Raw genomic sequence first — 24,905 nt, forward strand, 5'->3', positions numbered from 1 at the left:
ACTAGCCAAGTTATCTGACCCGGATTCGGCTGCCAAAGCCACCCACCGAGTGACCCCGGCTACCGAGCGCCCCCGTCCGTCGCCAGAAGCGACTCGCCCTGTTCCTGCCCCGGCTGGGGGACCAGGTTGTCCAGCACCGGCGAGGGGAAGACGCCGAGCAGGAACGTGGCCGCCACGCCGATCGCGATCGCCGAACCGGTGAAGGCGCCCGCCCGCACGACCGTCGGGCCGCCCCCGGCCGGCTCAGCGAAGAACATCAGCACGATGATGCGCACGTAGAAGAACGCCGTCACCGCGCTGCTGAGCACGCCGACCACCACCAGCGGGGTCGCCCCCGCCGCCATGGCGGCCTCGAACACCGCGAACTTGCCGATGAACCCGCTGGTCAGCGGGATACCGGCGAAAGCGAGCAAGAAGAGCGCCAGCGCACCCGCCAGCATCGGCGACGTACGGCCCAGCCCCGCCCACTGCGACAGCTCGTTGGCCTCCGGCCCGTTCTCGTGCGTGCGCACCAGGGTCACCACCGCGAACGCGCCGATCGTGGTGAACCCGTAGGCGGCCAGGTAGAACATCGCGCCGGCCAGGCCCTCGGGGCTGGCCGCGACGACCGCGGTCAGCACGAACCCGGCGTGGACGACCGAGGAGTAGGCGAACAGCCGCTTGATGTCGCGCTGGGTCACGGCGATCACCGCCGCCAGCACCATGGTCAGTACGGCCACGACCCACAGCATGGGTGCCCAGTCCGCGGACGAGGGGCCGAAGGGCACGTAGAACACCCGCAGCAGCGCGCCGAAGGCGGCCACCAGAGTGCAGGAGGCCATCAGCGCCGTGATGGGCGTGGGCGCACCCTGGTAGACGTCGGGCTTCCAGTTGTGGAAGGGAACGGCGCCGACCTTGAACAGCAGGCCGACCGCGACGAGCCCGATCCCGAGGAGCAGCAGCGGCCGCCCGCCGCCGTCGGGGAAGAGCGGCCCGCCGCCCTGCTCGACGGCCGAGGCCACCTCGGCGAAGTTCACCGAACCGGCGTAGCCGTAGACCATGGCGATCCCGAACAGGAAGAACGCCGAGGAGAACGCGCCGAGCAGGAAGTACTTCACGGCCGCCTCCTGGGAGAACAGCCGGCGCCGGCGTGCCAGCCCGCACAGCAGGTAGAGCGGGAGGCTCATCACCTCCAGCGCGACGAACATCGTCAGGAAGTCGCCGGCTGCGGGGAAGAGCTGCATGCCCAGCAGGGCGAACAGCACCAGCGGGTAGACCTCGGTGTGCTGGGAGCCCGCCATCACGTGCTCGCGCTCCTCCTCGCTGCCGGGGACCGCCGCCGCCTGCGCCGCGAAGGCGCTTTCGCCGCGGCGGTTCTCGGCGATCAGCAGGAGGCTGATGAACCCCAGCACCAGCACCGTGCCCTGGAGGAACACCGCGACGCGGTCGACGGCGATGCTGCCGAACGCGATTCCCACGCCGGCCTCGCCGGAGGGCAGCGAACCGGTGACCAGGATGGTGAGCACGAACGCCGCGCCGACCGCGGCGAGGGCGAGCCCCAGCTGCAGGGGGCGGCGCCGGGCCGCCGGCACGAACGCCTCGATCAGCACGCCCGCGACCGCGGCGCCGAAGACCACGAGCATCGGCGACAGCAGCCAGTAGTCGATCTCGGGCGGGTTCTCCGTGATGACCGGAGCTGCCATCAGCTGCACAGGCGCCATCATGCGTGCTCCCTCTCCGGTGTCGTCGTCTCGGTCGTCTCGGTCATCCCGGTGGTCGCCCCGGTCGGCTCCGGGCCCGCACAGCGCGCCCGGGCACGGGCTGCTCGGCGGCCGCTCCGCTCCTCCGCCATCAGTGGCCTCCTCCTTCGTGCCCGGACCCGCCCTCGCCGGTCGCCTCCGCGTGGCCGATCGCCGGCTCGGGGTCGGTGGCGCCGACGGACTCCATGGTCGCCTCGACGGCGGGGTTGACGACGTCCAGCAGCGGCTGCGGGTAGACGCCGAAGACGATCAGCAGCGCGACCAGCGGCGCCACGGCCAGGGTCTCCCGGCGGGACAGGTCGCGCAGCCGCGCCAGTCCCTCGGGCAGCGGCCCGGTCATGGTGCGCTGGTACATCCACAGGATGTAGAGCGCCGCCAGCACCACCCCGACCGAGGCGATGATCGCCGGGACCGGATGGAAGGCGTAGGTGCCGATGAAGACGAGGAACTCGCTGACGAACGGCGACAGCCCCGGCAGCGCGAGCCCGGCCAGCCCCGCGACGAGGAACACCCCGGCCAGCACCGGCGCCCTGCTCTGCACGCCGCGGTAGTCGGCGATCGCCGAGGAGCCCCGGCGGGCGATGAGGAAACCGACCACCAGGAACAGCGCTCCCGTGGCGAAGCCGTGGTTGACCATGTACAGCGCCGCGCCCGACTGGCCCTGGGAGGTCATGACGAACACGCCCAGGGTGATGAACCCGAAGTGCGACACGGAGGTGTAGGCGATCAGCCGCATCATGTCGCTCTGCGCGATCGCCAGCACCGCGCCGTAGACGATGCTGACCAGGCTGAGGACCACGACCGGCCACACGAACCACGTGGCCGCGCCCGGGAACATCTCCAGGCAGTAGCGCAGCATGCCGTAGGTGCCGACCTTGTCCAGCACGCCGACCAGCAGCACCGCCGTGCCCGGCCGGGAGGACCCGGCCGCCGAAGGCAGCCAGGTGTGCACCGGCCACATCGGCGCCTTGATGGCGAAGGCGACGAAGAAGCCGAGGAAGAGCCAGCGCGCGGCCGCGGGGTCGACGCCGGCCAGCGCTCCCCCGGGGCCCGCCAGCTCGCTCCACAGGAACGTGCCGCCGTAGACGTAGACGCCGATGACGGCCACCAGCATCAGCAGCCCGCCCAGCAGGCTGTAGAGCAGGAACTTGACCGCCGCGGCGCGGCGCTCGTCCCCGCGGCCGTAGCGCCCGATCATGAAGTAGACCGGGATCAGCATGGCCTCGAAGAACACGTAGAACAGGAAGACGTCGGTGGCGGCGAACACCCCGATCATCATCGCCTCAAGGGCGAGGATCAGCGCGAAGTAGCCCTTGCCTCCGTCGGGGGCGTCGTCGTTCTCCCGCCAGGCCGCAAGGACCACGAGCGGCACCAGCACCGCCGACATCAGGATCAGCACCAGCGCGATGCCGTCGACCCCGACCGCGTAGTTGACCCCGAAGCGCGGGATCCACGGGTAGACCTCGGTGAACTGCAGCCTCTCCCCGCCCGCGGGGGCGAACTGCGCGGCCATCCCCGCGACCACCAGCAGGGTCGCCACGGTGACGCCCAGGGTCGCACGCTTGGCCGTCTCGACCCGGTCGGACGGGAGCAGCGCCACCGCGGCGGCGCCCAGTGCGGGCAGCGCGATGGCGAGGGTGAGCCAGGGGAAGTCGGTCATCTAGATCCTCACAGCCAGCGTTGCGACGACGATGGCGGCGCCGAACAGCATCGTCAGCGCGTAGGTGCGGGCGAAGCCCGTCTGCGCGCCGCGCAGGCCCCGGGAGCTGTCGCGCACGCTCGTGCCGACCCCGTTGACCAGGCCGTCGACCACCTTGGCGTCGAAGGCCGACAGCGCCGCGGCGACGGCCTGCCCCGGGCGCATGAGCAGCCCTTCGTTGAGGGCGTTGCCGTAGAGCTCGTTGCGGGCGAAGGCGGTGACCGGGCCGGGCCGCGGCGCCACGACGGGAACCTCGCGGCGGCCGTACATGAACCAGGCCATGGCCGCACCGGCCACCATCAGCCCCAGCGCCGCCAGGCTCGGGACGCTGGTGAACATGGCCGCCAGGTGGAACTCGTGGGCCTCCTCGGGGGCGCCGACCGCCGGCTCCAGGAAGTGCGCGAAGCGGTAGCCGAACACCAGGACGGCGCCGAGGAACACCGACCCGGCGGCCAGCACGATCATCGGCGCGGTCATGGAGGCGGGCGACTCGTGCGGGTGCGCGTCCTCGGCCCAGCGACGCTCGCCGAAGAACGTCAGGATCATCACCCGCGTCATGTAGAACGCGGTCAGCCCGGCGCCGACGAGCGCGGCCACGCCCAGGCCGGTGCCCGTCGCGCCGCCGGAGGCGAACGCGGCCTCGATGATGCCCTCCTTGGTCCACCAGCCCGACAGCAGCGGGAACCCGATGATGGCCAGGTATCCCAGGCCGAAGGTGGCGAAGGTGATGGGCATCGCCTTGCGCAGGCCGCCGTAGCGGCGCATGTCGACCTCGTCGTTCATGCCGTGCATGACCGATCCGGCGCCCAGGAACAGCCCGGCCTTGAAGAAGCCGTGCGTGATCAGGTGGGCGATGGCGGCGGCGTAGCCGACGGGGCCGAGCCCGGCCGCCAGGGTCATGTAGCCGATCTGGCTCATGGTGGAGCCGGCCAGCGCCTTCTTGATGTCGTCCTTGGCGCACCCGATCACGGCACCGGCGAGCAGCGTCGCGGCGCCCACGACGGCGACCGTCGTCTGGGCGGCGGGCGCGGCCTCGAAGACCGGACCGGCGCGCACGATCAGGTAGACGCCGGCGGTGACCATGGTCGCGGCGTGGATCAGCGCGGAGACCGGGGTGGGGCCCTCCATGGCGTCCAGCAGCCACGACTGCAGGGGAAGCTGAGCGGACTTGCCGCAGGCGCCCAGGAGCAGCAGCAGGCCGAGCGCTGTCGTCAGCCCCGCGCCCGCCTGCTCAACGGCGCCGAAGACGCCGGAGAAGGCGACGGTGCCGAAGGCGGAGAACATGATCATGACCGCGATCAGCAGACCCATGTCGCCGACCCGGTTGACCAGGAACGCCTTCTTCGCCGCGACTGCGGCCGAGTCCTTGTGCTGCCAGAACCCGATCAGGAGGTAGGACGCCAGGCCGACGCCCTCCCAGCCCAGGAACAGCAGCACGAAGTTGTCGGCGAGCACCAGCACCAGCATCGCCGCGACGAACAGGTTCAGGTAGGCGAAGAACCGGCGGCGCCGCTCGTCGTGGGCCATGTAGCCCACCGAGTAGATGTGGATGAGCGAGCCGACGCCGGTGATCAGCAGCGCGAAGCTGATGGAGAGCGGGTCCAGCAGCAGGCCGACCTCGGCGTCGAAGCCGCCCGCGCTGAACCAGGTGTAGACGGGGACCGCGAAGCTGCGCTCCTCGGGCGCCGCGGCCAGGATCTCGAACAGGGCCGCCACCGCCCAGCCGAAGCTCGCCAGGGGAAGGGCGGTGCCCAGCCAGTGTCCCCAGCTGTCGGTGCGCCGGCCTCCCAGCAGCAGAATCGCGGCGCCGACCAGCGGAAACGCGATCAGAAGCCAGGCGTTGGCCAGGATCGCCCCGCTGGCCTGGGAGGTGACAGCGGTCGCGTGCTGCTCGGCGGCGAGGGTTATCTCAGACACAGCCACGTCGCCTTCTAGTGCTTGAGCAGGTTGGCGTCGTCGAGCGACGCCGACCTGCGGGTCCGGAAGATCTGCATGATGATCGCCAGGCCCACCACGACCTCGGCCGCGGCCACGATCATCACGAAGAACGCGATGACCTGGCCCTCGATGTCGCCGAGCATGCGGGCGAAGGCGACGAACGCCAGGTTGCAGGCGTTGAGCATCAGCTCGACGCACATGAACACGATGATGGCGTTGCGCCGCACCAGCACGCCGATGGCGCCGATCGTGAACACGACCGCGGCCAGCACGATGTAGTTCATCGGGTCCATGTGTGCTCGGCCTCCTGTCCGTTGGCGTCGCCGTCGCCGCTGCCGCCGTCCCCGGGATCGGAGGCGGAGGCGGAGCCGGTTGCGGCGTCGCCGTCGGCGGCGCCGAGGGGGTCGGCCTCCTTGGAGGCGGCGGAGTCGGAGGCGCCGCCCGCTTCGGGGATCGACCCCAGCTGGAAGTCCTTGGGCACGCCCGACTGGAGCCCGGGGTCGCGGGCGGTGAGCACGGGGTTCAGCGACAGCTCCGAGACCGATCCGTCGGGCAGCAGCGCGGGCATGTCGATGGCGTTGTGCCGCGCGTAGGTGCCGGGGCCCGGCAGCGGTGTGGGGTGGTCGCCGCGGATGCGCTCGCGGGCCAGTTCCCGCTGCGTGCGCCGCTTCTTGATCCGGTTGACGTGGGCGAGCACGAGCGCGCCCAGCACCGCGGTGATCAGCAGCGCGCCGGTGGCCTCGAAGGCGATGATGTAGCGGTAGATCACCTCGCCGGCGATCCAGGGGACGCTGCCGCCGGCGGCGGCGATGCCCGCGGCGAGCCCCGCGGGCTCGGCGGCGGTGATGCGGCTCAGGCCCAGCGTCAGCGCGCCGAGGAAGCACACCGCGACCACCGCGGTGAGCACCCGCTGCCCGCGCAGCGTCTCGACCAGGGAGTCCGCCGAGCTGACACCGACCAGCATCAGCACGAACAGGAACAGCATCAGGACCGCGCCGGTATAGACGACGATCTGCACGACCATCAGGAACGGCGCCTGGTTCATGCCGTAGAAGGCGGCCAGCCCGAGCATGACCATGGCCATCATCAGCGCCGAGTGCACCGCCTTGCGGCTGAAGACCACGCCGAGGGCGCCGACGACGACCACCGCGGCCAGGATCCAGAAGACGGCCGCCTCGACGCCGCCGATGGGGCTGCCCGGCGCCGCGGAGGCGCCGGTGAGGACGTCGGCGTTCACGTGTTCGCCTCACCCTCGGGCCGGGGCGCCACCGCGGCCTCGGCCGGGGTGGCGCCGCTGCGGTAGTACTCCTCCTCGGACTCGCCCAGGCGCATGGGGTGCGGCGGCGCCTCCATGTCCTCCAGCAGCGGCGCGAGGAGCTGCTCCTTGGTCCAGATCAGGCTCTCGCGCTCGTCGTCGGCGATCTCGTACTCGTTGGTCATGGTCAGCGCCCGGGTGGGGCAGGCCTCGACGCAGAGTCCGCACAGGATGCAGCGCAGGTAGTTGATCTGGTAGACGCGGCCGTAGCGCTCACCCGGGGAGTAGCGCTCCTCCTCGGTGTTGTCGCCGCCCTCCACGTAGATGGCGTCGGCCGGGCAGGCCCAGGCGCACAGCTCGCACCCGATGCACTTCTCCAGTCCGTCGGCCCAGCGGTTGAGCTGGTGCCGACCGTGGAAGCGGGGCGCGGTCGCGCGCTTGACCTCGGGGTAGTTGGTGGTCGGCACCTTCGTGAACATGGTGTGGAAGGTGACGCCGAACCCCTTGACGGGGTTGAGCCAGTCAAGCACCGGTTACCTCCTCACGCTTGTCGTCGGGGGCACGAGGGGCGTATCGCGGTCCCTCGGCCGGCACGCTGCTGCCGTAGTGGGGTGCGCTCGGCGGTGGCACGGGGAATCCTCCGTAGGCGGGGTCTTCGCGCATGAGCCGCAGCTCCTCCCGGCGCTCGGCGGCCTCGGCCCGGCGCCTGCGCCGCGCCGCACGCGCCCAGGCGACGAGGAAGGCGACGGTGGCGGCGGCGAACCCGGCCACGACGGCGGCCACCACACCGGTGGGCGCCCCCTCGTTGACGAGGATGCGCACGAACGCCACGGCGGTGATCCACACCAGCTGGACCGGGATGAGGACCTTCCAACCGAGCTGCATCAGCTGGTCGTAGCGGATCCGCGGCACCGATCCGCGCACCCAGATGAACAGGAACATCATGAGCAGGAACTTCAGCAGCCACCACAGGGCGGGCCACCAGCCGTCGTTCGCGCCCGCCCAGAACATGGTCAGCGGCGGCGGCGCGAGGTAGCCGCCGAGGAAGAAGGTCACCGACACGGCGGCGACGGTCACCATGTTCACGTACTCGGCGAGGAAGAACATGGTGAACTTCATCGACCCGTACTCGGTCATGAACCCGCCGACCAGCTCGCCTTCGCCCTCGGCGAGGTCGAAGGGCAGGCGGTTGGTCTCGCCGATCATCGTGACGATGTAGATGAGGAACGACGGGAGCAGGATCAGCGCGAACCACACCGGCCGCTGCGCCTCGACGATGCCGGAGGTGGTCAGTGTGCCGGAGTACATGAACACCGCGACGAACGACAGGCCCATCGCGATCTCGTAGCTGATGACCTGGGCCGAGGCGCGCAGCCCGCCCAGCAGCGCGTAGGGGGACTGCGAGGCCCAGCCGCCGAGCACGATCCCGTAGACCCCGACCGCCGCGGTGGCCAGCACCACGAGCGCGGCGATGGGCAGGTCGGTGAGCTGCAGCGGGGTCTGCACCCCGAACATGGTCACCTCGGGCCCGATCGGGATCACCGAGAAGGCGATGAAGGCGGGCACGGCGGCGATCACGGGGGCCGCGATGTAGACGGTCCGGTCCACGCCGCGCGGGATCAGGTCCTCCTTGAGCGACAGCTTGACCCCGTCGGCCAGGGACTGCAGCAGCCCCAGCGGGCCGAGCCGGTTGGGTCCGCGGCGCTGCTGCATGCGGCCCATGACCTTGCGGTCGGCCATGATCATCATCAGCACGCAGACCATCAGGAAGACGAAGATCACCAGCGCCTTGATCAGCGTGATCCACCAGGGATCGGTGCCGAAGGCGTCCAGCTGGGCCTCGGCGGCCACCGGTAGGGCCGCGCCGGCCTGCGCTGTCGTAGTCACAGGTCGCTCCCCGCACTCGTCGCGGACATCCTGGCTTGGAGGTCGGCATGGCCCTCGCCCTGCTCGCCGCTCTCGGCGGAGACGGCGACGACGGCCCCGCCCGCGGCGCCCAGGTCGCGGTGGACGTCGCAGTCGCGGGCGTTCTCCGGCAGCCACACGACCCGGTCGGGCATGGGTGCGACGACGGCGGGAACGCTGACCGCGCCCGCCGGGCCGCTGACACGCAGCCGGCCGCCGTCGGCCAGTCCGACCTCGGCGGCGGTGGCTGCGGAGACGCGGGCCAGGGCCGGGCGCGCCGTCCCGGCCAGGTAGGGCTCCCCGTCCTCCATGCGGCCGTTGCCCAGCAGCTGGCGCCAGGTCGACAGCACGGCCTCGCCCTTGCCGGGCCGGGGCCGCTCGGCCGCGCGGGTCAGCGGGTCGGGCACGCGCTCGCCGGACCACGCGCCGAGCCGGTCGAGCTCGCGCAGCGCGGTGGCGTCGTCGGGCAGGCCCAGGTGCACGTCCATCTCGTCGGCGACGGCCGACAGCACGCGCAGGTCCGACAGCAGGCCGGGCTTCTTCAGCGTGTCGCCGAAGGGGCGGCGGCGGCCCTCCCAGTCGACGAACGTGCCGCTCTTCTCGGCCACGGCCGCCACCGGCAGCACCACGTCGGCCCGGTCGGTGACGTTGCTCGCGCGCATCTCGACGCTCACGATGAACGGCACGCGCGCCAGGGCGGCGCGGGCGGCGGCGGGGTCGGGCAAATCGTCGAGGTCGACGCCGGCGATCAGCAGCGCCTCCAGCTCGCCCGACGCGGCGGCCTCGATGATCTCGGCCGTGGAGCGGCCCTCGCGGTCGGGCAGGGAGCCGACGCTCCAGGTGCGGGCGACCTCGGCGCGGGCGGTGGCGTCGGAGACCGGCCGCCCGCCGGGCAGCAGGTTGGGCAGCGCGCCGGCGTCGGCGCCGCCGCGCTCACCGGCGCGGCGCGGCACCCAGGCCAGGCGGGCGCCGGTGCGGTCGGCCAGCCGCGCGGCCGCCGAGAGCGCACCGGGGATCGCGCCCAGCCGCTCGCCGACGAGGATGACCGAGCCGGTCCGGCGCAGCGCCTCAAGCGCCTCGGAGTCGGCGTCGCCCAGCTCGCCCAGCACGTCGGGCTCGGCGCCGGGCGCCGTGGGGATCAGCCGACCGCCCGCCTTGGTCAGCCCGCGGGTGGCGTAGGGGGCGGCGGCGAAGACGCGGGTGCCGTGCTTGCGGTGCGCCTTGCGCAGCCGCAGGAACACGACCGGCGACTCGTCCTCGGGCTCGAACCCCGCCAGCAGCACCGCCGGGGCGGTCTCCAGGTCCTCGTAGGAGACCCCGAGCCCGGTGCCCGCCACCCGGGCGGCCAGGAAGTCGGCCTCCTCCTCGGAGTGCGGGCGGGACCGCATGTCGACGCTGTTGGTGCGCAGCGCTACGCGCGCGAACTTGGCGTAGGCGTAGGCGTCCTCCAGTGTGAGCCGTCCGCCGGTGATCACGCCGACGCGGCCGCCGCGGTCGCGCGCCCGGGCCAGGCCCTGCGCGGCGGTGGTCACGGCCTCCGGCCAGGAGGCGGTCTCCAGGGCGCGGCTCTCCTCGTCGCGCACCAGGGGGTGGGTGAGGCGGTCGGGCTGGCTGGCGTACTTGAACGCCCACCGGCCCTTGTCGCAGTTCCACTCCTCGTTGACCTGCGGGTCGTCGCCTGCCAGGCGCCGGGTGACCTTGCCGCGCCGGTGGTCGGTGCGCTGGGCGCACCCGGCGGCGCAGTGCTCGCACACGCTGGGGGTGCTGACGAGGTCGAACGGCCGGGACCGGAACCGGTAGGCGGCGCCGGTGAGCGCGCCCACCGGGCAGATCTGCACGGTGTTGCCGGAGAAGTAGGACTGGAACGGCTCGCCTTCGGCGATGCCCACCTGCTCGTCGGCGCCGCGCTCCAGCAGCTCGATGAAGGGGTCGCCGGCGATCTGCGCGGAGAACCGGGTGCAGCGGGCGCACTGGATGCAGCGCTCGCGGTCCAGCAGCACCTGCGTCGACAGCGGGATCGGCTTGGGGAACGTCCGCTTGACGTCCAGGAAGCGGGTCTCGCCGCCGCCGTTGGCCATGGCCTGGTTCTGCAGCGGGCACTCGCCGCCCTTGTCGCAGACCGGGCAGTCCAGCGGGTGGTTGATCAGCAGGAACTCCATGATCCCGCGCTGGGCCTTCTCCGCCACATCAGAGGTGAGCTGGGTCTTGACGACCATGCCCTCCATGACGGCGATGGTGCAGGAGGCCTGCGGCTTGGGCATGGCGCGCCCGTTGCCGGCGTCGGGGATCTCCACGAGGCACTGGCGGCATGCGCCCACCGGGTCGAGCAGTGGGTGGTCGCAGAAGCGCGGGATCTGGATGCCCAGCAGCTCGGCGGCCCTGATGACCAGGGTTCCCTTGGGCACCTGGATCTGGAAGCCGTCGATGGTGACGGTGACCAGGTCCTCCGGCTGCGCGGGCGGAGTGCCGCCCGAGGCGCTGTTGGTCGTGACGGTCACTGCTCCTCCTCTCCTGCCGGCGCCGCCGGCGCTGCGGGCGCGGGCGCCGCGGTCATGCCGTGCCTCCCCACACCGTCGACTTGCGGTGGTCGAACGGGCAGCCGCCCCGGGTGACGTGGTCGATGTACTCCTGGCGGAAGTACTTGATGGAGCTCATCACCGGGCTGGCGGCGCCGTCGCCGAGCGCGCAGAAGGAGCGGCCCAGCAGGTTGTCGCAGATGTCCAGCAGCTTCTCCAGGTCGGCCTCGGTGCCTTCGCCCCGTTCGAGGCGGTCGAGCACCTGCACCATCCAGTAGTTGCCTTCGCGGCACGGGGTGCACTTGCCGCAGGACTCGTGCGCGTAGAACTCGATCCAGCGGCCGACGGCACGGACGACGCAGGTGGTCTCGTCGAAGATCTGCAGGGCGCGGGTGCCCAGCATGGACCCGGCCGCACCGACGGACTCGAAGTCGAGCGGGGTGTCGAGGTGCTCGTCGGTGAAGATCGGGGTGGAGGACCCGCCGGGAGTCCAGAACTTCAGCTCGTGGCCTTCGCGCACGCCGCCCGCCATGTCCAGCAGCTCGCGCAGCGTGATGCCCAGCGGCGCCTCGTACTGGCCGGGCCGGCGCACGTGGCCCGAGAGGGAGAAGAAGCCGAACCCGGCGGACTTCTCGGTGCCCATGGAGGTGAACCACTCGGCGCCGTTGCCGACGATGCCGGGGACGCTGGCGATGGACTCGACGTTGTTGACCACGGTGGGCGAGGCGTAGAGCCCGGCCACGGCGGGGAACGGCGGCTTGAGCCGGGGCTGGCCGCGGTAGCCCTCCAGGGAGTCCAGCAGCGCGGTCTCCTCGCCGCAGATGTAGGCGCCGGCGCCCGCGTGCACGACCACGTCCAGGTCGAACCCGCTGCCCAGGACGTCGGGGCCGATCAGGTTGGCCTCGCGGGCCTCCTCGACGGCCCGCTTGAGGCGGCGGATGACGTGCAGGACCTCGCCGCGCACGTAGATGAACGCCTGGCTGCTGCGGATGGCGTAGGCCGAGATCGCGACACCCTCGATGAGGGCGTGCGGGTTGGCCAGCATCAGCGGCACGTCCTTGCAGGTGCCGGGCTCGGACTCGTCGGCGTTGACGACCAGGTAGCGCGGGTTGGGGTTGTCCTTGGGCAGGAAGCCCCACTTCATCCCGGTCGGGAACCCGGCGCCGCCGCGGCCGCGCAGGCCGGAGGCCTTGACCAGGTCCACGATCGTGTCGGGCTCCATGGTCAGCGCGGTGCGCAGCGCCTCGTAGCCGCCGCCGTCGCGGTAGCCCTGCAGGGTGAAGGAGTCGGGGCGGTCCCAGTTGGCCGAGAGGACCGGCGTAAGGGTGGTCACGTGGCGCTCCCTTCGTCTCCGGTCGGGGCGCCCGCGGCGCCGGGCTCGGGGGCGCTCCAGCCGCGCTCGCGCGCGAGCCTCAGCCCCTGGAGGGAGGGTTCGCCGGCCTGGGTGCCCTCGTCGGCGCGGCCGTCGGAGAACCCGGCGAGCAGGCGGCTGGCCTCCTTGAAGGTGCACAGCCGCTCGGGTCCGCGGGTGGGCCGCACGTCCTCGCCCAACCGCAGGTCGTCCACCAGCCGCTTGGCCGACTCGGGGGTCTGGTTGTCGAAGAACTCCCAGTTGACCATCACCACCGGCGCGAAGTCGCAGGCGGCGTTGCACTCGACGTGCTCGACGGAGACGCGGCCGTCCTCGGTGGCCTCGTCGTTGCCCACGCCCAGGTGCTCCTTCAGGCCGGCGAGGATCTCGTCGCCGCCCATGACCGCGCACAGCGTGTTGGTGCACACCCCGACGTGGTACTCGCCCGTGGGGCGGCGCTTGTACATCGTGTAGAACGTCGCCACGGCGGTGACCTCGGCGGTGGTCAGGCCCAGCTGCTCGGCGCAGAACCGGATGCCGGCCTGGGAGACGTAGCCCTCCTCGGCCTGCACCAGGTGCAGCAGCGGCAGCAGGGCCGAGCGCTCGCGCGGGTAGCGGGCGACGACCTCCTTGGCGTCGACCTCCAGCCGCCCGCGGACTTCGTCGGTAAAGGTGCTGCTCACCTGTCCACCCCTCCCATCACGGGGTCGATACTGGCCACCGCGGCGATCACGTCGGCCACGGATCCGCCCTCGCACATGGCCGCGACCGACTGCAGGTGGTTGAACGAGGGGTCGCGGAAGTGCACGCGGTAGGGGCGTGTGCCGCCGTCGCTGACGGCGTGGCAGCCCAACTCGCCCTTGGCGCTCTCCACTGCGGCGTAGGCCTGCCCGGCCGGGACCCGGAAGCCCTCGGTGACGAGCTTGAAGTGGTGGATGAGGGCCTCCATCGAGCCGCCCATGATGTGGGCGATGTGTTCGGGCGAGTTGCCCAGGCCGTCGTCGCCCAGCTCCAGCCGGGCGGGCCAGCCGATCTTGGCGTCGTCGATCATGATCGGGCCCGGGCGCAGCCGGTCGAGGCACTGCTCGACGATGCGCAGGCTCTGGTCCAGTTCGGCCATGCGCACGCGGTAGCGCGCGTAGACGTCGCCGCCGTCGGAGACCGGGATGTCGAACTCGTAGTTCTCGTATCCGCAGTAGGGCTTGGCCTTGCGCAGGTCCCAGGCGAGCCCCGAGGCGCGCAGCAGCGGGCCGGTCACGCCCAGCGCCATGCACCCGGACAGGTCCAGGTGCGCGACGTCGCGGGTGCGGGCCAGGTAGAGCGGGTTGGCGTCGAGGAGCTTGCGCATCGCGGTGATGCGCTTGGGCATCTCCTTCAGCAGCTCGCGGATCTTGGCGACGGCCCCGTCGGGCAGGTCCTGGGCGACGCCGCCGGGGCGGATGTAGGCGTGGTTCATCCGCAGGCCGGTGATGAGCTCGAAGATGTCGAGCACCATCTCGCGCTCGCGGAACCCGTTGGTCATGACCGTGGTGGCGCCCAGCTCCATACCGAAGGTCGCCATCGCCACGAAGTGCGAGGACATCCGGTTGAGCTCCATCATCAGCACCCGGATGACGTCGGCCCGCTCGGGGATGCGGTCGGTGATGCCCAGCAGCCGCTCGACCGCCAGGCAGTACGCGACCTCGTTGAAGATCGGCGTGAGGTAGTCCATGCGGGTCACGAACGTGGTGCCCTGCGTCCACGTCCGGAACTCCATGTTCTTCTCGATGCCGGTGTGCAGGTAGCCGATGCCCACCCGCGCCTCGGTGCAGGTCTCGCCGTCCAGGGTGAGGATGAGCCGGAGCACTCCGTGGGTGGAGGGGTGCTGCGGGCCCATGTTGACCACGAGGCGCTCGGCGTCGCTGCCCTGCGCCTTGGCGATGACCTCGTCCCAGTCGCCGCCGGAGGCGTCGATGTAGTCCTCTGTGACGTTCGTCATTGGTATGACCTCCGCTCGTCCGGCGGCGGAATGGTTGCACCGCGGTATTCGACCGGGATCCCGCCGAGCGGGTAGTCCTTGCGTTGGGGGTGGCCGTGCCAGTCGTCGGGCATCTCGATGCGGGTGAGCGCCGGGTGCCCGTCGAAGACGATCCCGAAGAAGTCGAAGGCCTCGCGCTCGTGCCAGTCGTTGGCCGGGTAGACCTCGACGACCGAGGGGACGTGCGGGTCGGCGTCGGGGCAGGCCGTCTCGACGCGGATCTCGTTGTTGTGGGTGAGCGAGCGCAGGTGGTAGACCGCGTGCAGCTCGCGCCCGGTGTCGTCGGGGAAGTGCACTCCGCTGACACCGGTGCACAGCTCGAACCGCAGGTCGGGGTCGTCGCGCAGCAGGCGGGCGACCTCGCGCAGGTTCTCCCGGCGCACGTGGAAGGTGATCTCGCCGCGGTCGACCAGGACCCGCTCGACCGCCCGGGTGCCCGGCGCGCCCTCGGCGCCCAGCGCCCGCTCCAGGGCGTCGGCGATCCCGTCGAAGGACGCCGTGCGCGGGTCGTCGGGGTCGGTGAAGGGGCGCCGGGAGGAGGCGCGGGGCGTCTTGCGCACCAGCAGCCCGCCGTAGCCGGAGGTGTCGCCGGTGGTCTTGGCGCCGAACATCCCGGTGCGGGCGACGGGCGCGTTGAGGCGCTCCTCACCGGCGCGCGCCGGGAGGTTCTCCTCCTGCTCGGCGTGCTCCTCGTCGCGGTCGGGGCGGCTGCCGTTGCCGTTGCCGTTGAGACTCACCGTCCCGCCACCTCGCTCGGGTTCAGCAGGGGGAGCTCCCGGCGCAGCCGGCGCTCCTCCTCTTCCTCGATCTCGGCCTTGCGGTGCGCGCCGAGCTTCTCGTTCTGCACCTTGTCGTGCAGCTTGAGCACGGCGTCGAAGAGCATCTCGGGCCGCGGCGGGCATCCGGGCAGGTACATGTCGACCGGCACGACGTGGTCGACGCCCTGCACGATCGCGTAGTTGTTGAACATGCCGCCGCTGGAAGCGCACACGCCCATGGCGATGACCCACTTGGGCTCGGGCATCTGGTCGTAGATCTGGCGCAGGACGGGGGCCATCTTCTGGCTGACCCGGCCCGCCACGACCATCAGGTCGGCCTGGCGCGGCGTGGCGCCGAACTTCTCCATCCCGTACCTGGCGATGTCGTAGTGCGGTCCGCCCGCCGACATCATCTCGATGGCGCAGCAGGCCAGTCCGAACGTGGCCGGCCACATCGAGCTCTTGCGCACCAGCCCGGCGATCTGCTCGACCGTCGTCAGCATGATGCCGCTGGGCAGTTTCTCCTCAAGCCCCATCCGGCGAACCCCCTTTCTGGTGCGTCGTCTGCGTGCGTCGGTCCGCGGCCTCGCGGTGTCGGGGCGCCGCTCGGCGCGCCCGGGTGCTCACTCCCACTCCAGTCCGCCGCGCCGCCATTCGTAGGCGTAGGCGATCGACACGTTCACGAGGAACAGCACCATCGCGATCAGCCCGAAGACACCGAGCTCGTCGAAGTGCACGGCCCACGGGTAGAGGAAGATGATCTCGATGTCGAAGACGATGAACAGCATCGCCGTGAGGTAGTACTTGATCGTGAAGCGGCCGCCGCCGGCAGGCTGGGGCGTGGGCTCGATGCCGCACTCGTAGGCCTGCATCTTGGCGCGGTTGTAGCGCTTGGGCCCGGCGACGGCGCCGGCGACCATCGAGACCCCGACGAACGCGGCTCCGATGGCGGCGAGGACGAATACCGGTGCGTACAGCTCCATGGCTAGGCGTTCCCCTCAATGCCCGCGGGGCGTGCCGACTCCGGCGCCCCGCACACGGGCGCGGCGTTTGCACGCTCGCTTGTGAATGCGTTCACGTACTCGCGCGAACGGTGCGATGGCTCGACGGTGTGCATGTCTCCGCCTTTCGCCTCAGGCCGCCGGCGCCATCTTGGACAGACCGTTGATCACGCGGTCCATGGCGTCGCCGCGGCTGGGCTCGGTGAGGTTCGCGAGCATCTTCAGCGCGAACCGCATCAGGGTGCGCTGCGGCAGCCCGTACTTGGTGGCGTACTTCATCAGTTCCGGGTTGCCGATCATCTTCACGAAGCAGCGGCCCAGGGTGTAGTAGCCGCCGTAGGTCTCCGACAGGATCCGCGGGTAGCTCAGCAGCGTGCGCTCGCGGGCCTGCTGGGTGGGCCGGGCGTGCGCCTGGACGACGACGTCGGCGGCGATGCGGCCGGCCTCCATCGCGTAGGCGATGCCCTCGCCGTTGAACGGGTTGATCATGCCGCCGGCGTCGCCGACGAGCATCAGCCCGCGCGTGTAGTGGGGCACGCGGTTGAAGCCCATGGGCAGCGCGGCGCCGCGGATCTTGCCGTCCTGGTTCTCCTCGGTGAACCCCCACTCGGCGGGCATGCCGGCGGTCCAGCGCCGCAGCAGCGAGCGGTAGTCCACGTCCTGGAAGGAGGAGGTGGAGTTGAGGATGCCCAGCCCGACGTTGCTCCGGCCGTCGCCGACGCCGAACACCCAGCCGTATCCGGGCAGCAGGACCTCGCGCCCCTCGCTGTTGTCCCACAGCTCCAGCCAGGACTCCAGGTAGTCGTCCTCGTGCCGGGGGCTGGTGAAGTAGGTGCGCACGGCGACGCCCATGGGGCGGTCGTCGCGCTTGCGGATGCCCATGGCCACCGAGAGCCGCGAGGAGTTGCCGTCCGCTGCGACCACCAGGGGTGCGCGGTAGGTGACGGGCTCGCGGTCGGCGTTCTTGGCGGTGACGCCGACGATGCGGTTGCTGCGCGGGTCGATCACCGGACCGGTGACGTTCGTACGCTGCAGCAGGCGGGCGCCGGCCGAGACCGCGCGCTCGGCGAGGATCTCGTCGAAGTCCTCGCGGGTGCGCACCAGGCCGAAGCCGGGGTACTCCGCGAGGTCGGGCCAGGGAAGCTCGATCCGCACGCCGCCGCCGATGATGCGCAACCCGTGGTTGCGGATCCAGCCCTTGTCCTCCAGCGAGACGCCCATCGCGGTGAGCTGCTTGACGGCGCGGGGCGTCAGGCCGTCTCCGCAGACCTTCTCCCGCGGAAACGCCGTCTTCTCCAGCAGGAGGACGTCGAGCCCGGACTGTGCGAGGTAGTAGGCGGCCGTGGATCCGGCGGGCCCGGCTCCGACGATGATGACGTCGGCCTCGGCCTCAGGCCGGCCCCGGACGGACAGGGGGGCGGGTGCTGTCTCGGTCACGAGTTGGTCCTTGGCGTGCATGGCGCGGTGGTGCGCCTCGGGGGTGCGCGCACGGCGCTTCGCGGCTGGTTTGCGGCTGGATTTCCGGCGGAGCCGGGGTGCTATGTACGACTCGTCTGTTTGTGAAGGGCTTCACAAGCCCCTGTGATCCAGAGTCTAGACCTTTCGTGCTGCTGGGGCGACCCCCAAGGCGCATTCATCTTGTTTCGCCGCTTTCGCCGACAAAAGCGGCGTTCGACTCACCAGCAGGAAAAGTAAGGCAAACCTACGTCCGATTTATCATGGTTTATCCCGGAAGCACCGAAATACGACAACGCGCCGCGAACACGGCGTTCGCGGCGCTGGAGAGGTTCCGGGGGCGCGGTAGGGCGGTCGCGGTGGGCCGGTTCAGCGGCGGCGGTGGCCCCGGTGCAGCGCCACCACGCCGAACGTGAGGTTGCGCCAGGCCACCGACTCCCAGCCGGCGCCGATCAGCCGCTGGGCGAGCGCGCGCTGGTCGGGCCAGTCCATGATCGATTCGGAGAGGTACTCATAGGCCTCCGTCCGGTCGGTCGCCAGCCGCGCGATCTTGGGCAGGGCACCCATCAGGTAGGTGCCGTAGACGCGGTCCAGCGCGCCGACCGGCAGGTGGCTGAACTCGCAGACCACCAGGCGGCCGCCGACCTTGGTCACCCGGCGCAGCTCGCGCAGGGCCCGGTCGCAGTCGTTGGTGTTGCGCAGCCCGAAGGAGACGGTGACCGCGTCGAAGGTCTCGTCGGCGAAGGGCAGCGAGAGGGCGTCGCCGGCGACGAAGGTGACCCCGCGGCGCGAGGCGCCGCCGCGGCGGCGGGCGCCGACCCGGAGCATCCCCTGCGAGAAGTCGCAGGCGACGACGCGCGCGCCCTTGCGGGTGAAGGACTCCGAGGACGTGCCGGTGCCCGCGGCCAGGTCCAGGACCAGTTCGCCGCTGTAGGCGTCGACGGCCTGCACCGTGGCGCGCCGCCACAGGCGGTCCTGGCCCAGCGAGATGACGTCGTTGACGAGGTCGTAGCGGTCGGCGATGCCGTCGAACATGCTCGCGACGTCGGCGGGCCGCTTGTCGAGCTCAGCGCGGGTCATGCGTCCACTCTAGAGCCGCCGCGGAGTGGGCGGCACCGCGTACACGGCCTGCCGTGCGCGAACCGGGGATGTTCCCGCTGTGACCCGGGCGGGCCGCGGTACAGGGCGCTACGGGACGGGGCCGCGGGGGGCCGCCGGCGCTCAGCCCGCCTCCTGGCGGGTGTCCGTCCGGGGAGCCGGCTCGGGGGCTCCCCCGGCGGTCCCGCCGGCCTCCGGCTCGTGCGGCTGTCCGGCGTCCGCGTCGGCGGTCCCGGTCCGGGAACGCGCTTCGCCCTCGCCGCCGTCCCGCTCGGCGGCCGCACCGTCCGCGGCGGCTTCCGCCGCCTCGGCGCCCCGCACCTCGTCCTCCTTGGCGGCGCCCGCCTCAAGGCGGCGCCCCATCCCGCGCAGGCGGCCGATTCCGCCGGCGACGGCGCCGGACACCGCGTCGCGCTGCCGTGACAGCAGCACGAAGCTCACCAGCCCGCTGATCAGCACCGCCATCGCCGCGGCGAGCAGCCCTCGGGCGCCCAGCAGGTAGAGGATCGCGAAGGTCACCGCGAACAGCAGCAGGCGCGCCGCGGTGTAAGCGAGGACGCTACGCATGAAAACCGCCTCACAACGGATCATTCGGCAATAGATTGAGGACCGGGCGATACGGCCGGGGGCGCCGAGCACCCGCGCAGGCCGTGCGCGCGTGCCGGCGGTTCGGCTCATTGCCAGGGTACGGCCCTGACACCGGCGGACGCGCGCACCCCCCGGTGCGGGGGTCGTCCGCGGCGCCTCGGGCGACACGGAACCGGTCATGGGATCGATGCGATCCGGCCTTCCGAATTGGAGGTTACGTTCCGGTCACATATCGGGTGCCCGACCCCAGTTCCTCTCTGTTTTTACGAAAACTAGGGAGGAAACGGACTAACTCATGCACACTAGGGGATCAAACGCCCGCCTCCCCCCAAGTCGACTGGCGGGCCCGAAGGGGGATTGTGAAGGTGGAAAGAGGAAGCGAACGCTTGCTGACCCCTGGAGAGGTGGCCTCCCTCTTCCGAGTCGATCCGAAGACCGTGACTCGGTGGGCCGCATCGGGGCGGATCAGCAGCATCCGCACCCCCGGAGGCCATCGCAGGTTCCGGGAGTCCGAAGTCCGCGCCCTGCTGCACGGAGAACCGACAGAGTCCACGCCCTGACCGCCGTCCGCACCGCCGCATGCGCGTCGGAGCCCATCAGGCGGCCCCGCTCCCGCCACCACCGGGCTCCCGCGTTCGTGCGGAGCGTCCTCGGACGATCCCGGATAGGCTGAAACCATGGTGTGGCTCGCTGGCCTAATCACGCTGCTCACGATCGTGGTCTGGGTATACGCGTTCTTCGACGCGCTCACCAGTCCCGCAGCGGAAGTACGCAATCTGCCCAAGATCCTCTGGCTGATCATCATCGCGCTGTTCACGCCCGTCGGCCCCTTGCTCTGGCTGTTCCTGGGCCGCCCTCGGGAGTCGGATGCGCCCGAACCCGCGGCGCCGACCGCCCAGACCGCTTCGCTGGACCACCTCGATCCCGCGGACTTCAACCAGTCGTCCGACCGTGATCGACCACTCGGCCCGGACGACGACCCGGAGTTCCTGCGCAAGCTGAACCGGCGCATCAACCCCGAGGAGTAGCGCTGCACCGAAAGAGCGTGCGGAACGCCCGACCGGGCGCGCCGCACGCTCCGCCGGTTCCCGCTCCGGCGGCACGGCGCACAGGACGTGCGGCCGGAGCGCGGGGGCGTCGCTGAGCCCGCGGGTCAGGCGTAGCTGTGCAGGCCGCTGAAGACGAAGTTCACGGCGAAGAAGTTGAACAGCAGGCAGGCGAAGCCGGCCAGCCCGATCCAGGTGGCCGTGGAGCCGCGCCAGCCCGCGGTCGCGCGGGCGTGCAGGTAGGCCGCGTACACCACCCAGGTGATGAAGGACCACACCTCCTTGGGGTCCCAGCCCCAGAAGCGGCCCCAGGCCTCGTCCGCCCAGATCGCGCCGGCGATGATCGCGAACGTCCACAGCGGGAACGCCAGCACGATGAAGCGGTGCGACACCCGGTCCAGCAGCTCGGCCGCCGGCAGCTTGGCGGCGACGCCCGCGACCCGCTGCCCCGCGGCGCGCTGGAGCTCGGCGCGGTTGGCCAGCAGATGGGCGACCGCTGCGGCGCCCGCCACCATGAACCCGCCGGTGGCGACGATCGCCGCCGAGACGTGGATCGCGATCCAGTAGGAGTGCAGCGCCGGGATCACCGGACCGGCCTCGTTGTAGAGCCACCGCGCGGCGATCCCCAGCAGCAGCACCACCGGGACCAGCACGAAGGTGCCCAGGAAGCGGGCCTGGTAGCGCACGACCGCGAACAGGAACGCGGCCACGCTGCACAGGCAGATCGCCACCACGAACTCGAACATGTTGCCCCACGGCCACCGGTCGGCCGCCAGGCCGCGGGTGGTGATCTGGGCCGCGTTGAGCAGGAATCCCAGTGCCGTGACGACCACCGCCACGCTGCCCACGACGTGCTGGGCCGCGCTGGCCTCGGGCTCCTCGCGGCGCACGCTGACCGACATGTCGTCGGTGCCGCTCCCGTCCGCGTCGAGGTCCAGCTCCACCGGGCCTCCGCCGGCGGAGGCCGTCGCTCCGCCCGGCGCGGCGGCCGCGCCGGCGGCGGCCGGCATCAGGCGGTTGGCGCGCAGCTTGCGCCGACGCCCGTATGCGGCCTCGATGGCGAAGAGGAACAGCGCGATCGCGTAGACCACGATCATCGCGATGATCAGTCCGTCGCTGATCGAGGACATCCGGCTGTCCATCGCCGTGTCCGCGGCGAGCGTGTGCACCACCGGCTACTCCTTCGTGCCTGTCTCGGTAGCGGGACCCTCCCGCAGCCGGTCTCTCAGCGAGGTGGCGAAGCTGTGGAAGTCCGCGGTCAGCGCCGCGTTCTCGCTCTTGCCCAGGCCTGCCACCTCGACGACGGTACGCCCGTCCTCGCGCGCCCGGGCCCGCACCCACACCCGGCGCGGGCGCACGAACAGCGTCGCCAGCAGTCCGAGCACCGCCGTCGATGCCGCGGCCAGCGCCGGAAGCCGGGCGGGGTTGCTGTTCACCTGCATGCTGATGTAGTCGCTGTAGCCGGTGAACGTGACCGTGCCGGCGCCGTCGGGCAGCTTCCAGGAGTCGCCCGGCCGCAGCTCGGGCGACTCGCCGAGCCGGTTCATGTCCTCGGTGTTCAGCTGGTACACCGACTGCGAGGCGCCGCTGTCCAGGCCCAGGTCGCCCCGGTAGCCGGTCAGGGTGACCACCGGGTCGCGCGCGGCGGGGAAGTCGGAGACGAGGTCGCCGCCGGGGCCCTTCGCGGCAGAGGGCAGGAAGACCGAGGTGAACCCCAGCTGCTGCTCGCCGGCGTCGGGCACCTTGACCACTCCGTCGGAGGTGAAGGTGCGCTCCTGGCGGGCGATGAACGGCACCGGCTGGTCGAACACCACCTCGCCCTCGCTGTTCTTCACCTCGAACTCGGGCGCGTAGCCGTGCCCGAGCAGGTAGACCTGAGCGCCGTCGACCGAGAGCGGGTGGTTGACCTCCAGCCGGTGGTCGCGCTCGGGCGCCTCGGGCGAGGACCGGTAGGACAGGTCTGCGGTGTAGGAGGCGGCCTGCCCGCTCATCTCCCCCTCCTGCACGTAGGAGACGTCGAAGTCCTCCACGGTGAACGAGAACGGCTGGAGGTCCTCCTGGTCCACGGCGGTACCCGGGAAGTAGGAGTCGTAGGAGGTGACGGTGTTGGCGAACCCGTCGCCCTCGACGACCAGCATGTTCCCGCGGTAGCTGAGGAAGGACCCGGTCGCCAGCGCCGCGAGCAGGGCCAGCAGCGCCAGGTGGAACAGCACGTTGCCGGTCTCGCGCAGGTAGCCGGTCTCGGCCGAGACCGACCGCGCTCCGGTGCGGCCGTCGGTCTCGGTGCGGATGCGGTGGCGCGTCAGCAGGCCGCGTGCCCCGGCGAGCACCTGCTCGGGGCCGGCCGCGGTCGTGAAGGACGCCGAGTAGGGCATCCTGCCCAGGTTGCGGGGGGTACGGGGCGGCGGGGCGCGCATCGCCCGGTAGTGGGCCAGCGCGCGCGGCAGCACGCACCCGGTCAGCGACACGAACAGCAGCAGGTAGATCGCCGCGTACCAGGGCGAGGAGTAGACGTCGAAGAGGTAGAGGCGGTCCAGCCAGGGCGCGAGGTCGGGGTGCTCGGTGAAGTAGTTGTTCACCTGCTCGACGCTGACGCCGCGCTGGGGCAGCATCGACCCCGGGATGGCACCCACCGCCAGCAGGAACAGCAGGATCAGCGCCGTGCGCATCGAGGTGAGCGTGCGCCACGTCCAGCGCGCCCAGCCCAGCACGGACAGCGCGCCCGGCACGGGAGGCTGCGGGTCGGCGGGGCGGCCGGTCTCGGCGGCGGCCGGCTCGGATGCGGAGGTCGGTTCGAAAGCCACTGCTATATCACCGTCGTGTAGTCGGCCACCCACCGCTGCATGAACGCGGTGATGTCGGTCCACAGCCCGGTGGCCAGAAGGAGCCCCACCGCCACGAGCATCGCGCCGCCGGCGACGGTGATGGCCCGGTAGTGGCGCTTGACGCGCTCGAAGGCCCCCAGGGCGCGCCGGTAGAGCAGGGAGGCGGCCACGAACGGCAGTCCCAGGCCCAGGCAGTAGACGAGCGAGAGCAGCGCGCCGCGGCCGGCGCTGCCTTCGGTGAAGGCGAGGGTCTGCACCGCCGCCAGGGTCGGCCCGATGCAGGGCGTCCAGCCCAGCCCGAAGACCACGCCCAGCAGCGGGGCCCCGGCCAGGCCTGCGCCGGGGACGCGGTGGATGCGGATCTCGCGGTTGAGTCCGGGCACCGCGCCCATGAACATCAGGCCGAGCAGGACGGTCACGGCGCCCAGGACGCGGGTGATCGGCTCGGCGTAGTCGAGCAGCAGGCCGCCGACGCCGCCGACGAAGACGCCCACGGCCACGAAGACGGCGCTGAATCCGGCGATGAACAGCAGGCTGCCCGCGAGCATGGTGCCGCGGCGGCGCTGGAGCACCGCGTCGACCGGCCCGGCCTCCGGCTCGGCGGCGGGGTCGCCGCCGGCGGTTCGGGCCGCCGCGCGGGTGCGGCGCCGGGCGGCGATGTCGGCCCCGCTGAGCCCGGTGACGTAGGAGAGGTAGCCGGGTACCAGCGGCAGCACGCACGGCGACAGGAACGACACCAGCCCCGCGGCCAGCGCCAGCGGGGCGGCGAGCAGCAGGGAGCCGTGCTGGACCGTCTCGGCGATCATGCCGGGTCCGGGGTGCCGGGACTGCCGGCGGAGGCGCCGGCCGCCGCTCCGCCCTTCTCGGCGGCGACGGGCTCGACCAGTTCGCTCAGCTCGTTGTAGCTGGTCTCGCCGATCACCCGGGCGGCGATGCGGCCCTGCCGGTCGACGACCAGGGTGCTGGGGATGGCGGCCGGCGGCACCGTGTCGCGGAAGGCCTGGGCGACCTTGCCGGGCTGGTCGTAGAGGCTGGGGTACTCGACGTCCTGGTTCTCCTCGAAGGCCTGGGCCGCGGCGCGGTTGTCCTTGATGTTCACACCGAGGAAGGCGACGCCGGCGTCCTTGTTCTCGGCGTGGACCTCGTTGAGGACGGGGACCTCGGAACGGCAGGGCCCGCACCAGCTGGCCCAGAAGTTCAGGACCAGGACGTCGCCGCGGTAGTCGGCGAGGCTGACCGCCTCACCGCCGAGGGTCTCGCCGGAGACCTCGGGGGCGGGCTCGCGGTCGCCGGGCGCGAATGCGGTGCTGGAGCCGTCGCCGGCGACGTAGCGGTCCTCCTGGGACTCGCCGCCGCCTCCCGAGCTCTGCGCGGTCCCGCTCTGGGCGCAGCCTGCGGCGAGGGACACCGCGGCGGCCGCTGCGGCGAGTACCCGGACGCGGGTCTTCCTGGGCATCGGCGGACCTCAGTCGGGGAGGAGGCAGGGTGACAGGTGCATCAACGACAAAGTGTAGTAGACGCTCCGGCACCCCTTCGGGCCCCCCGACCCATCCCGCCCGGTCCGCCGTCCGGGCGCGTGCGCCCACCCGCGGGGCGATGGCGGATCACACCGCCCCCGGCGGGCGACGCCGCAGGCCACTCACGGCGTTCTGATGGATCGCCGTCCTATCGCGCGGCGCCCCGGCACCGCTCTCGCTGCGTTCCCGTCGGTCGG

Annotated in this window: 23 protein-coding genes; 2 read left to right on the forward strand and 21 right to left on the reverse strand. The window is 71.6% G+C overall.

All coding sequences use genetic code 11. The annotated features are described in order from the left end of the window. Positions 1-59 precede the first annotated feature (59 nt). From nuoN to ABD284_RS08385, 17 genes are all read right to left on the reverse strand, one after another. Positions 60-1,703, reverse strand: coding sequence for an NADH-quinone oxidoreductase subunit NuoN (gene nuoN / locus ABD284_RS08305; protein ID WP_344141958.1), 1,644 nt, complete (start codon positions 1,701-1,703; stop codon positions 60-62). 127 nt (positions 1,704-1,830) lie between these two features. After that, entirely contained in the window at positions 1,831-3,399 is a 1,569-nt protein-coding gene (locus ABD284_RS08310; RefSeq protein ID WP_344141959.1) for an NADH-quinone oxidoreductase subunit M, read from the reverse strand. Further along, a complete protein-coding gene (gene nuoL, locus ABD284_RS08315) occupies positions 3,400-5,346 on the reverse strand; it encodes an NADH-quinone oxidoreductase subunit L (protein ID WP_344142039.1) in 1,947 nt (648 codons plus the stop codon). It abuts the gene before it with no gap. A 23-nt stretch (positions 5,347-5,369) separates the two neighbouring features. After that, positions 5,370-5,669 carry an NADH-quinone oxidoreductase subunit NuoK gene (nuoK, locus tag ABD284_RS08320; RefSeq protein ID WP_311542944.1) on the reverse strand — a complete coding sequence of 100 codons (300 nt, stop codon included), beginning with the start codon at positions 5,667-5,669 and terminating at the stop codon, positions 5,370-5,372. After that, complete coding sequence (locus tag ABD284_RS08325; protein ID WP_344141961.1) at positions 5,657-6,613, reverse strand: NADH-quinone oxidoreductase subunit J; 957 nt, start codon at positions 6,611-6,613, stop codon at positions 5,657-5,659. The genes nuoK and ABD284_RS08325 overlap by 13 nt, the downstream gene beginning before the upstream one ends. After that, complete coding sequence (gene nuoI / locus ABD284_RS08330; protein WP_344141962.1) at positions 6,610-7,161, reverse strand: NADH-quinone oxidoreductase subunit NuoI; 552 nt, start codon at positions 7,159-7,161, stop codon at positions 6,610-6,612. The genes ABD284_RS08325 and nuoI overlap by 4 nt, the downstream gene beginning before the upstream one ends. Continuing rightward, positions 7,154-8,518 (reverse strand): NADH-quinone oxidoreductase subunit NuoH, encoded by a 1,365-nt coding sequence (nuoH, locus tag ABD284_RS08335; protein ID WP_344141964.1) that lies wholly within the window; start codon positions 8,516-8,518, stop codon positions 7,154-7,156. The genes nuoI and nuoH overlap by 8 nt, the downstream gene beginning before the upstream one ends. Then, the gene (locus tag ABD284_RS08340) at positions 8,515-11,034 is read right to left on the reverse strand and encodes an NADH-quinone oxidoreductase subunit G (protein ID WP_344141966.1); all 2,520 of its coding nucleotides are present in this window, start codon (positions 11,032-11,034) and stop codon (positions 8,515-8,517) included. Before ABD284_RS08340 ends, nuoH begins: the two co-directional genes overlap by 4 nt. Before the next feature lie 52 nt (positions 11,035-11,086). Further along, entirely contained in the window at positions 11,087-12,385 is a 1,299-nt protein-coding gene (gene nuoF / locus ABD284_RS08345) for an NADH-quinone oxidoreductase subunit NuoF (RefSeq protein WP_344141967.1), read from the reverse strand. Next, positions 12,382-13,086: an NADH-quinone oxidoreductase subunit NuoE gene (gene nuoE, locus ABD284_RS08350; protein ID WP_344141969.1), complete on the reverse strand. Its 705-nt coding sequence runs from the start codon at positions 13,084-13,086 to the stop codon at positions 12,382-12,384. The genes nuoF and nuoE overlap by 4 nt, the downstream gene beginning before the upstream one ends. Beyond that, positions 13,083-14,381 carry an NADH-quinone oxidoreductase subunit D gene (locus ABD284_RS08355; protein WP_344141971.1) on the reverse strand — a complete coding sequence of 433 codons (1,299 nt, stop codon included), beginning with the start codon at positions 14,379-14,381 and terminating at the stop codon, positions 13,083-13,085. Before ABD284_RS08355 ends, nuoE begins: the two co-directional genes overlap by 4 nt. Continuing rightward, positions 14,378-15,157 (reverse strand): NADH-quinone oxidoreductase subunit C, encoded by a 780-nt coding sequence (locus ABD284_RS08360; RefSeq protein ID WP_344141972.1) that lies wholly within the window; start codon positions 15,155-15,157, stop codon positions 14,378-14,380. The genes ABD284_RS08355 and ABD284_RS08360 overlap by 4 nt, the downstream gene beginning before the upstream one ends. Beyond that, positions 15,154-15,714, reverse strand: a complete 561-nt coding sequence (locus ABD284_RS08365) for a NuoB/complex I 20 kDa subunit family protein (RefSeq protein ID WP_344141973.1) — start codon at positions 15,712-15,714, stop codon at positions 15,154-15,156. The genes ABD284_RS08360 and ABD284_RS08365 overlap by 4 nt, the downstream gene beginning before the upstream one ends. An 87-nt stretch (positions 15,715-15,801) precedes the next feature. Beyond that, positions 15,802-16,161, reverse strand: a complete 360-nt coding sequence (locus ABD284_RS08370; protein ID WP_344141975.1) for an NADH-quinone oxidoreductase subunit A — start codon at positions 16,159-16,161, stop codon at positions 15,802-15,804. A gap of 150 nt (positions 16,162-16,311) precedes the next feature. Next, positions 16,312-17,616: a geranylgeranyl reductase family protein gene (locus ABD284_RS08375; protein ID WP_344141977.1), complete on the reverse strand. Its 1,305-nt coding sequence runs from the start codon at positions 17,614-17,616 to the stop codon at positions 16,312-16,314. 387 nt (positions 17,617-18,003) lie between these two features. Further along, the gene (locus ABD284_RS08380) at positions 18,004-18,714 is read right to left on the reverse strand and encodes a demethylmenaquinone methyltransferase (protein WP_344141978.1); all 711 of its coding nucleotides are present in this window, start codon (positions 18,712-18,714) and stop codon (positions 18,004-18,006) included. A 141-nt stretch (positions 18,715-18,855) separates the two neighbouring features. Beyond that, a complete protein-coding gene (locus ABD284_RS08385; protein WP_344141979.1) occupies positions 18,856-19,299 on the reverse strand; it encodes a DUF4229 domain-containing protein in 444 nt (147 codons plus the stop codon). Positions 19,300-19,679: 380 nt separating this feature from the next. Between ABD284_RS08385 and ABD284_RS08390 the strand changes: the two genes are divergently transcribed. Next, positions 19,680-19,880: a BldC family transcriptional regulator gene (locus ABD284_RS08390; RefSeq protein WP_040275033.1), complete on the forward strand. Its 201-nt coding sequence runs from the start codon at positions 19,680-19,682 to the stop codon at positions 19,878-19,880. Positions 19,881-19,997: 117 nt separating this feature from the next. Then, entirely contained in the window at positions 19,998-20,348 is a 351-nt protein-coding gene (locus ABD284_RS08395; RefSeq protein ID WP_344141980.1) for a PLD nuclease N-terminal domain-containing protein, read from the forward strand. 125 nt (positions 20,349-20,473) lie between these two features. Here ABD284_RS08395 and ccsB read toward each other — a convergent pair whose 3' ends face one another. The 4 genes from ccsB to ABD284_RS08415 are packed head-to-tail and all read right to left on the reverse strand — an operon-like array spanning position 20,474 to position 24,647. Further along, positions 20,474-21,538, reverse strand: a complete 1,065-nt coding sequence (gene ccsB, locus ABD284_RS08400; RefSeq protein WP_344141981.1) for a c-type cytochrome biogenesis protein CcsB — start codon at positions 21,536-21,538, stop codon at positions 20,474-20,476. A 3-nt stretch (positions 21,539-21,541) separates the two neighbouring features. Continuing rightward, positions 21,542-23,176 (reverse strand): cytochrome c biogenesis protein ResB, encoded by a 1,635-nt coding sequence (gene resB / locus ABD284_RS08405; protein ID WP_386698945.1) that lies wholly within the window; start codon positions 23,174-23,176, stop codon positions 21,542-21,544. Further along, the gene (locus tag ABD284_RS08410; RefSeq protein ID WP_344141982.1) at positions 23,173-23,997 is read right to left on the reverse strand and encodes a cytochrome c biogenesis CcdA family protein; all 825 of its coding nucleotides are present in this window, start codon (positions 23,995-23,997) and stop codon (positions 23,173-23,175) included. The genes resB and ABD284_RS08410 overlap by 4 nt, the downstream gene beginning before the upstream one ends. Further along, on the reverse strand, positions 23,994-24,647 hold the full coding sequence (locus tag ABD284_RS08415; RefSeq protein WP_344141983.1) for a TlpA family protein disulfide reductase: 654 nt from the start codon (positions 24,645-24,647) through the stop codon (positions 23,994-23,996). The genes ABD284_RS08410 and ABD284_RS08415 overlap by 4 nt, the downstream gene beginning before the upstream one ends. Between the last annotated feature and the right edge of the window lie 258 nt (positions 24,648-24,905).

The organism is Streptomonospora arabica (assembly GCF_039531585.1).
Taxonomy (GTDB): Bacteria; Actinomycetota; Actinomycetes; order Streptosporangiales; family Streptosporangiaceae; genus Streptomonospora; species Streptomonospora halophila.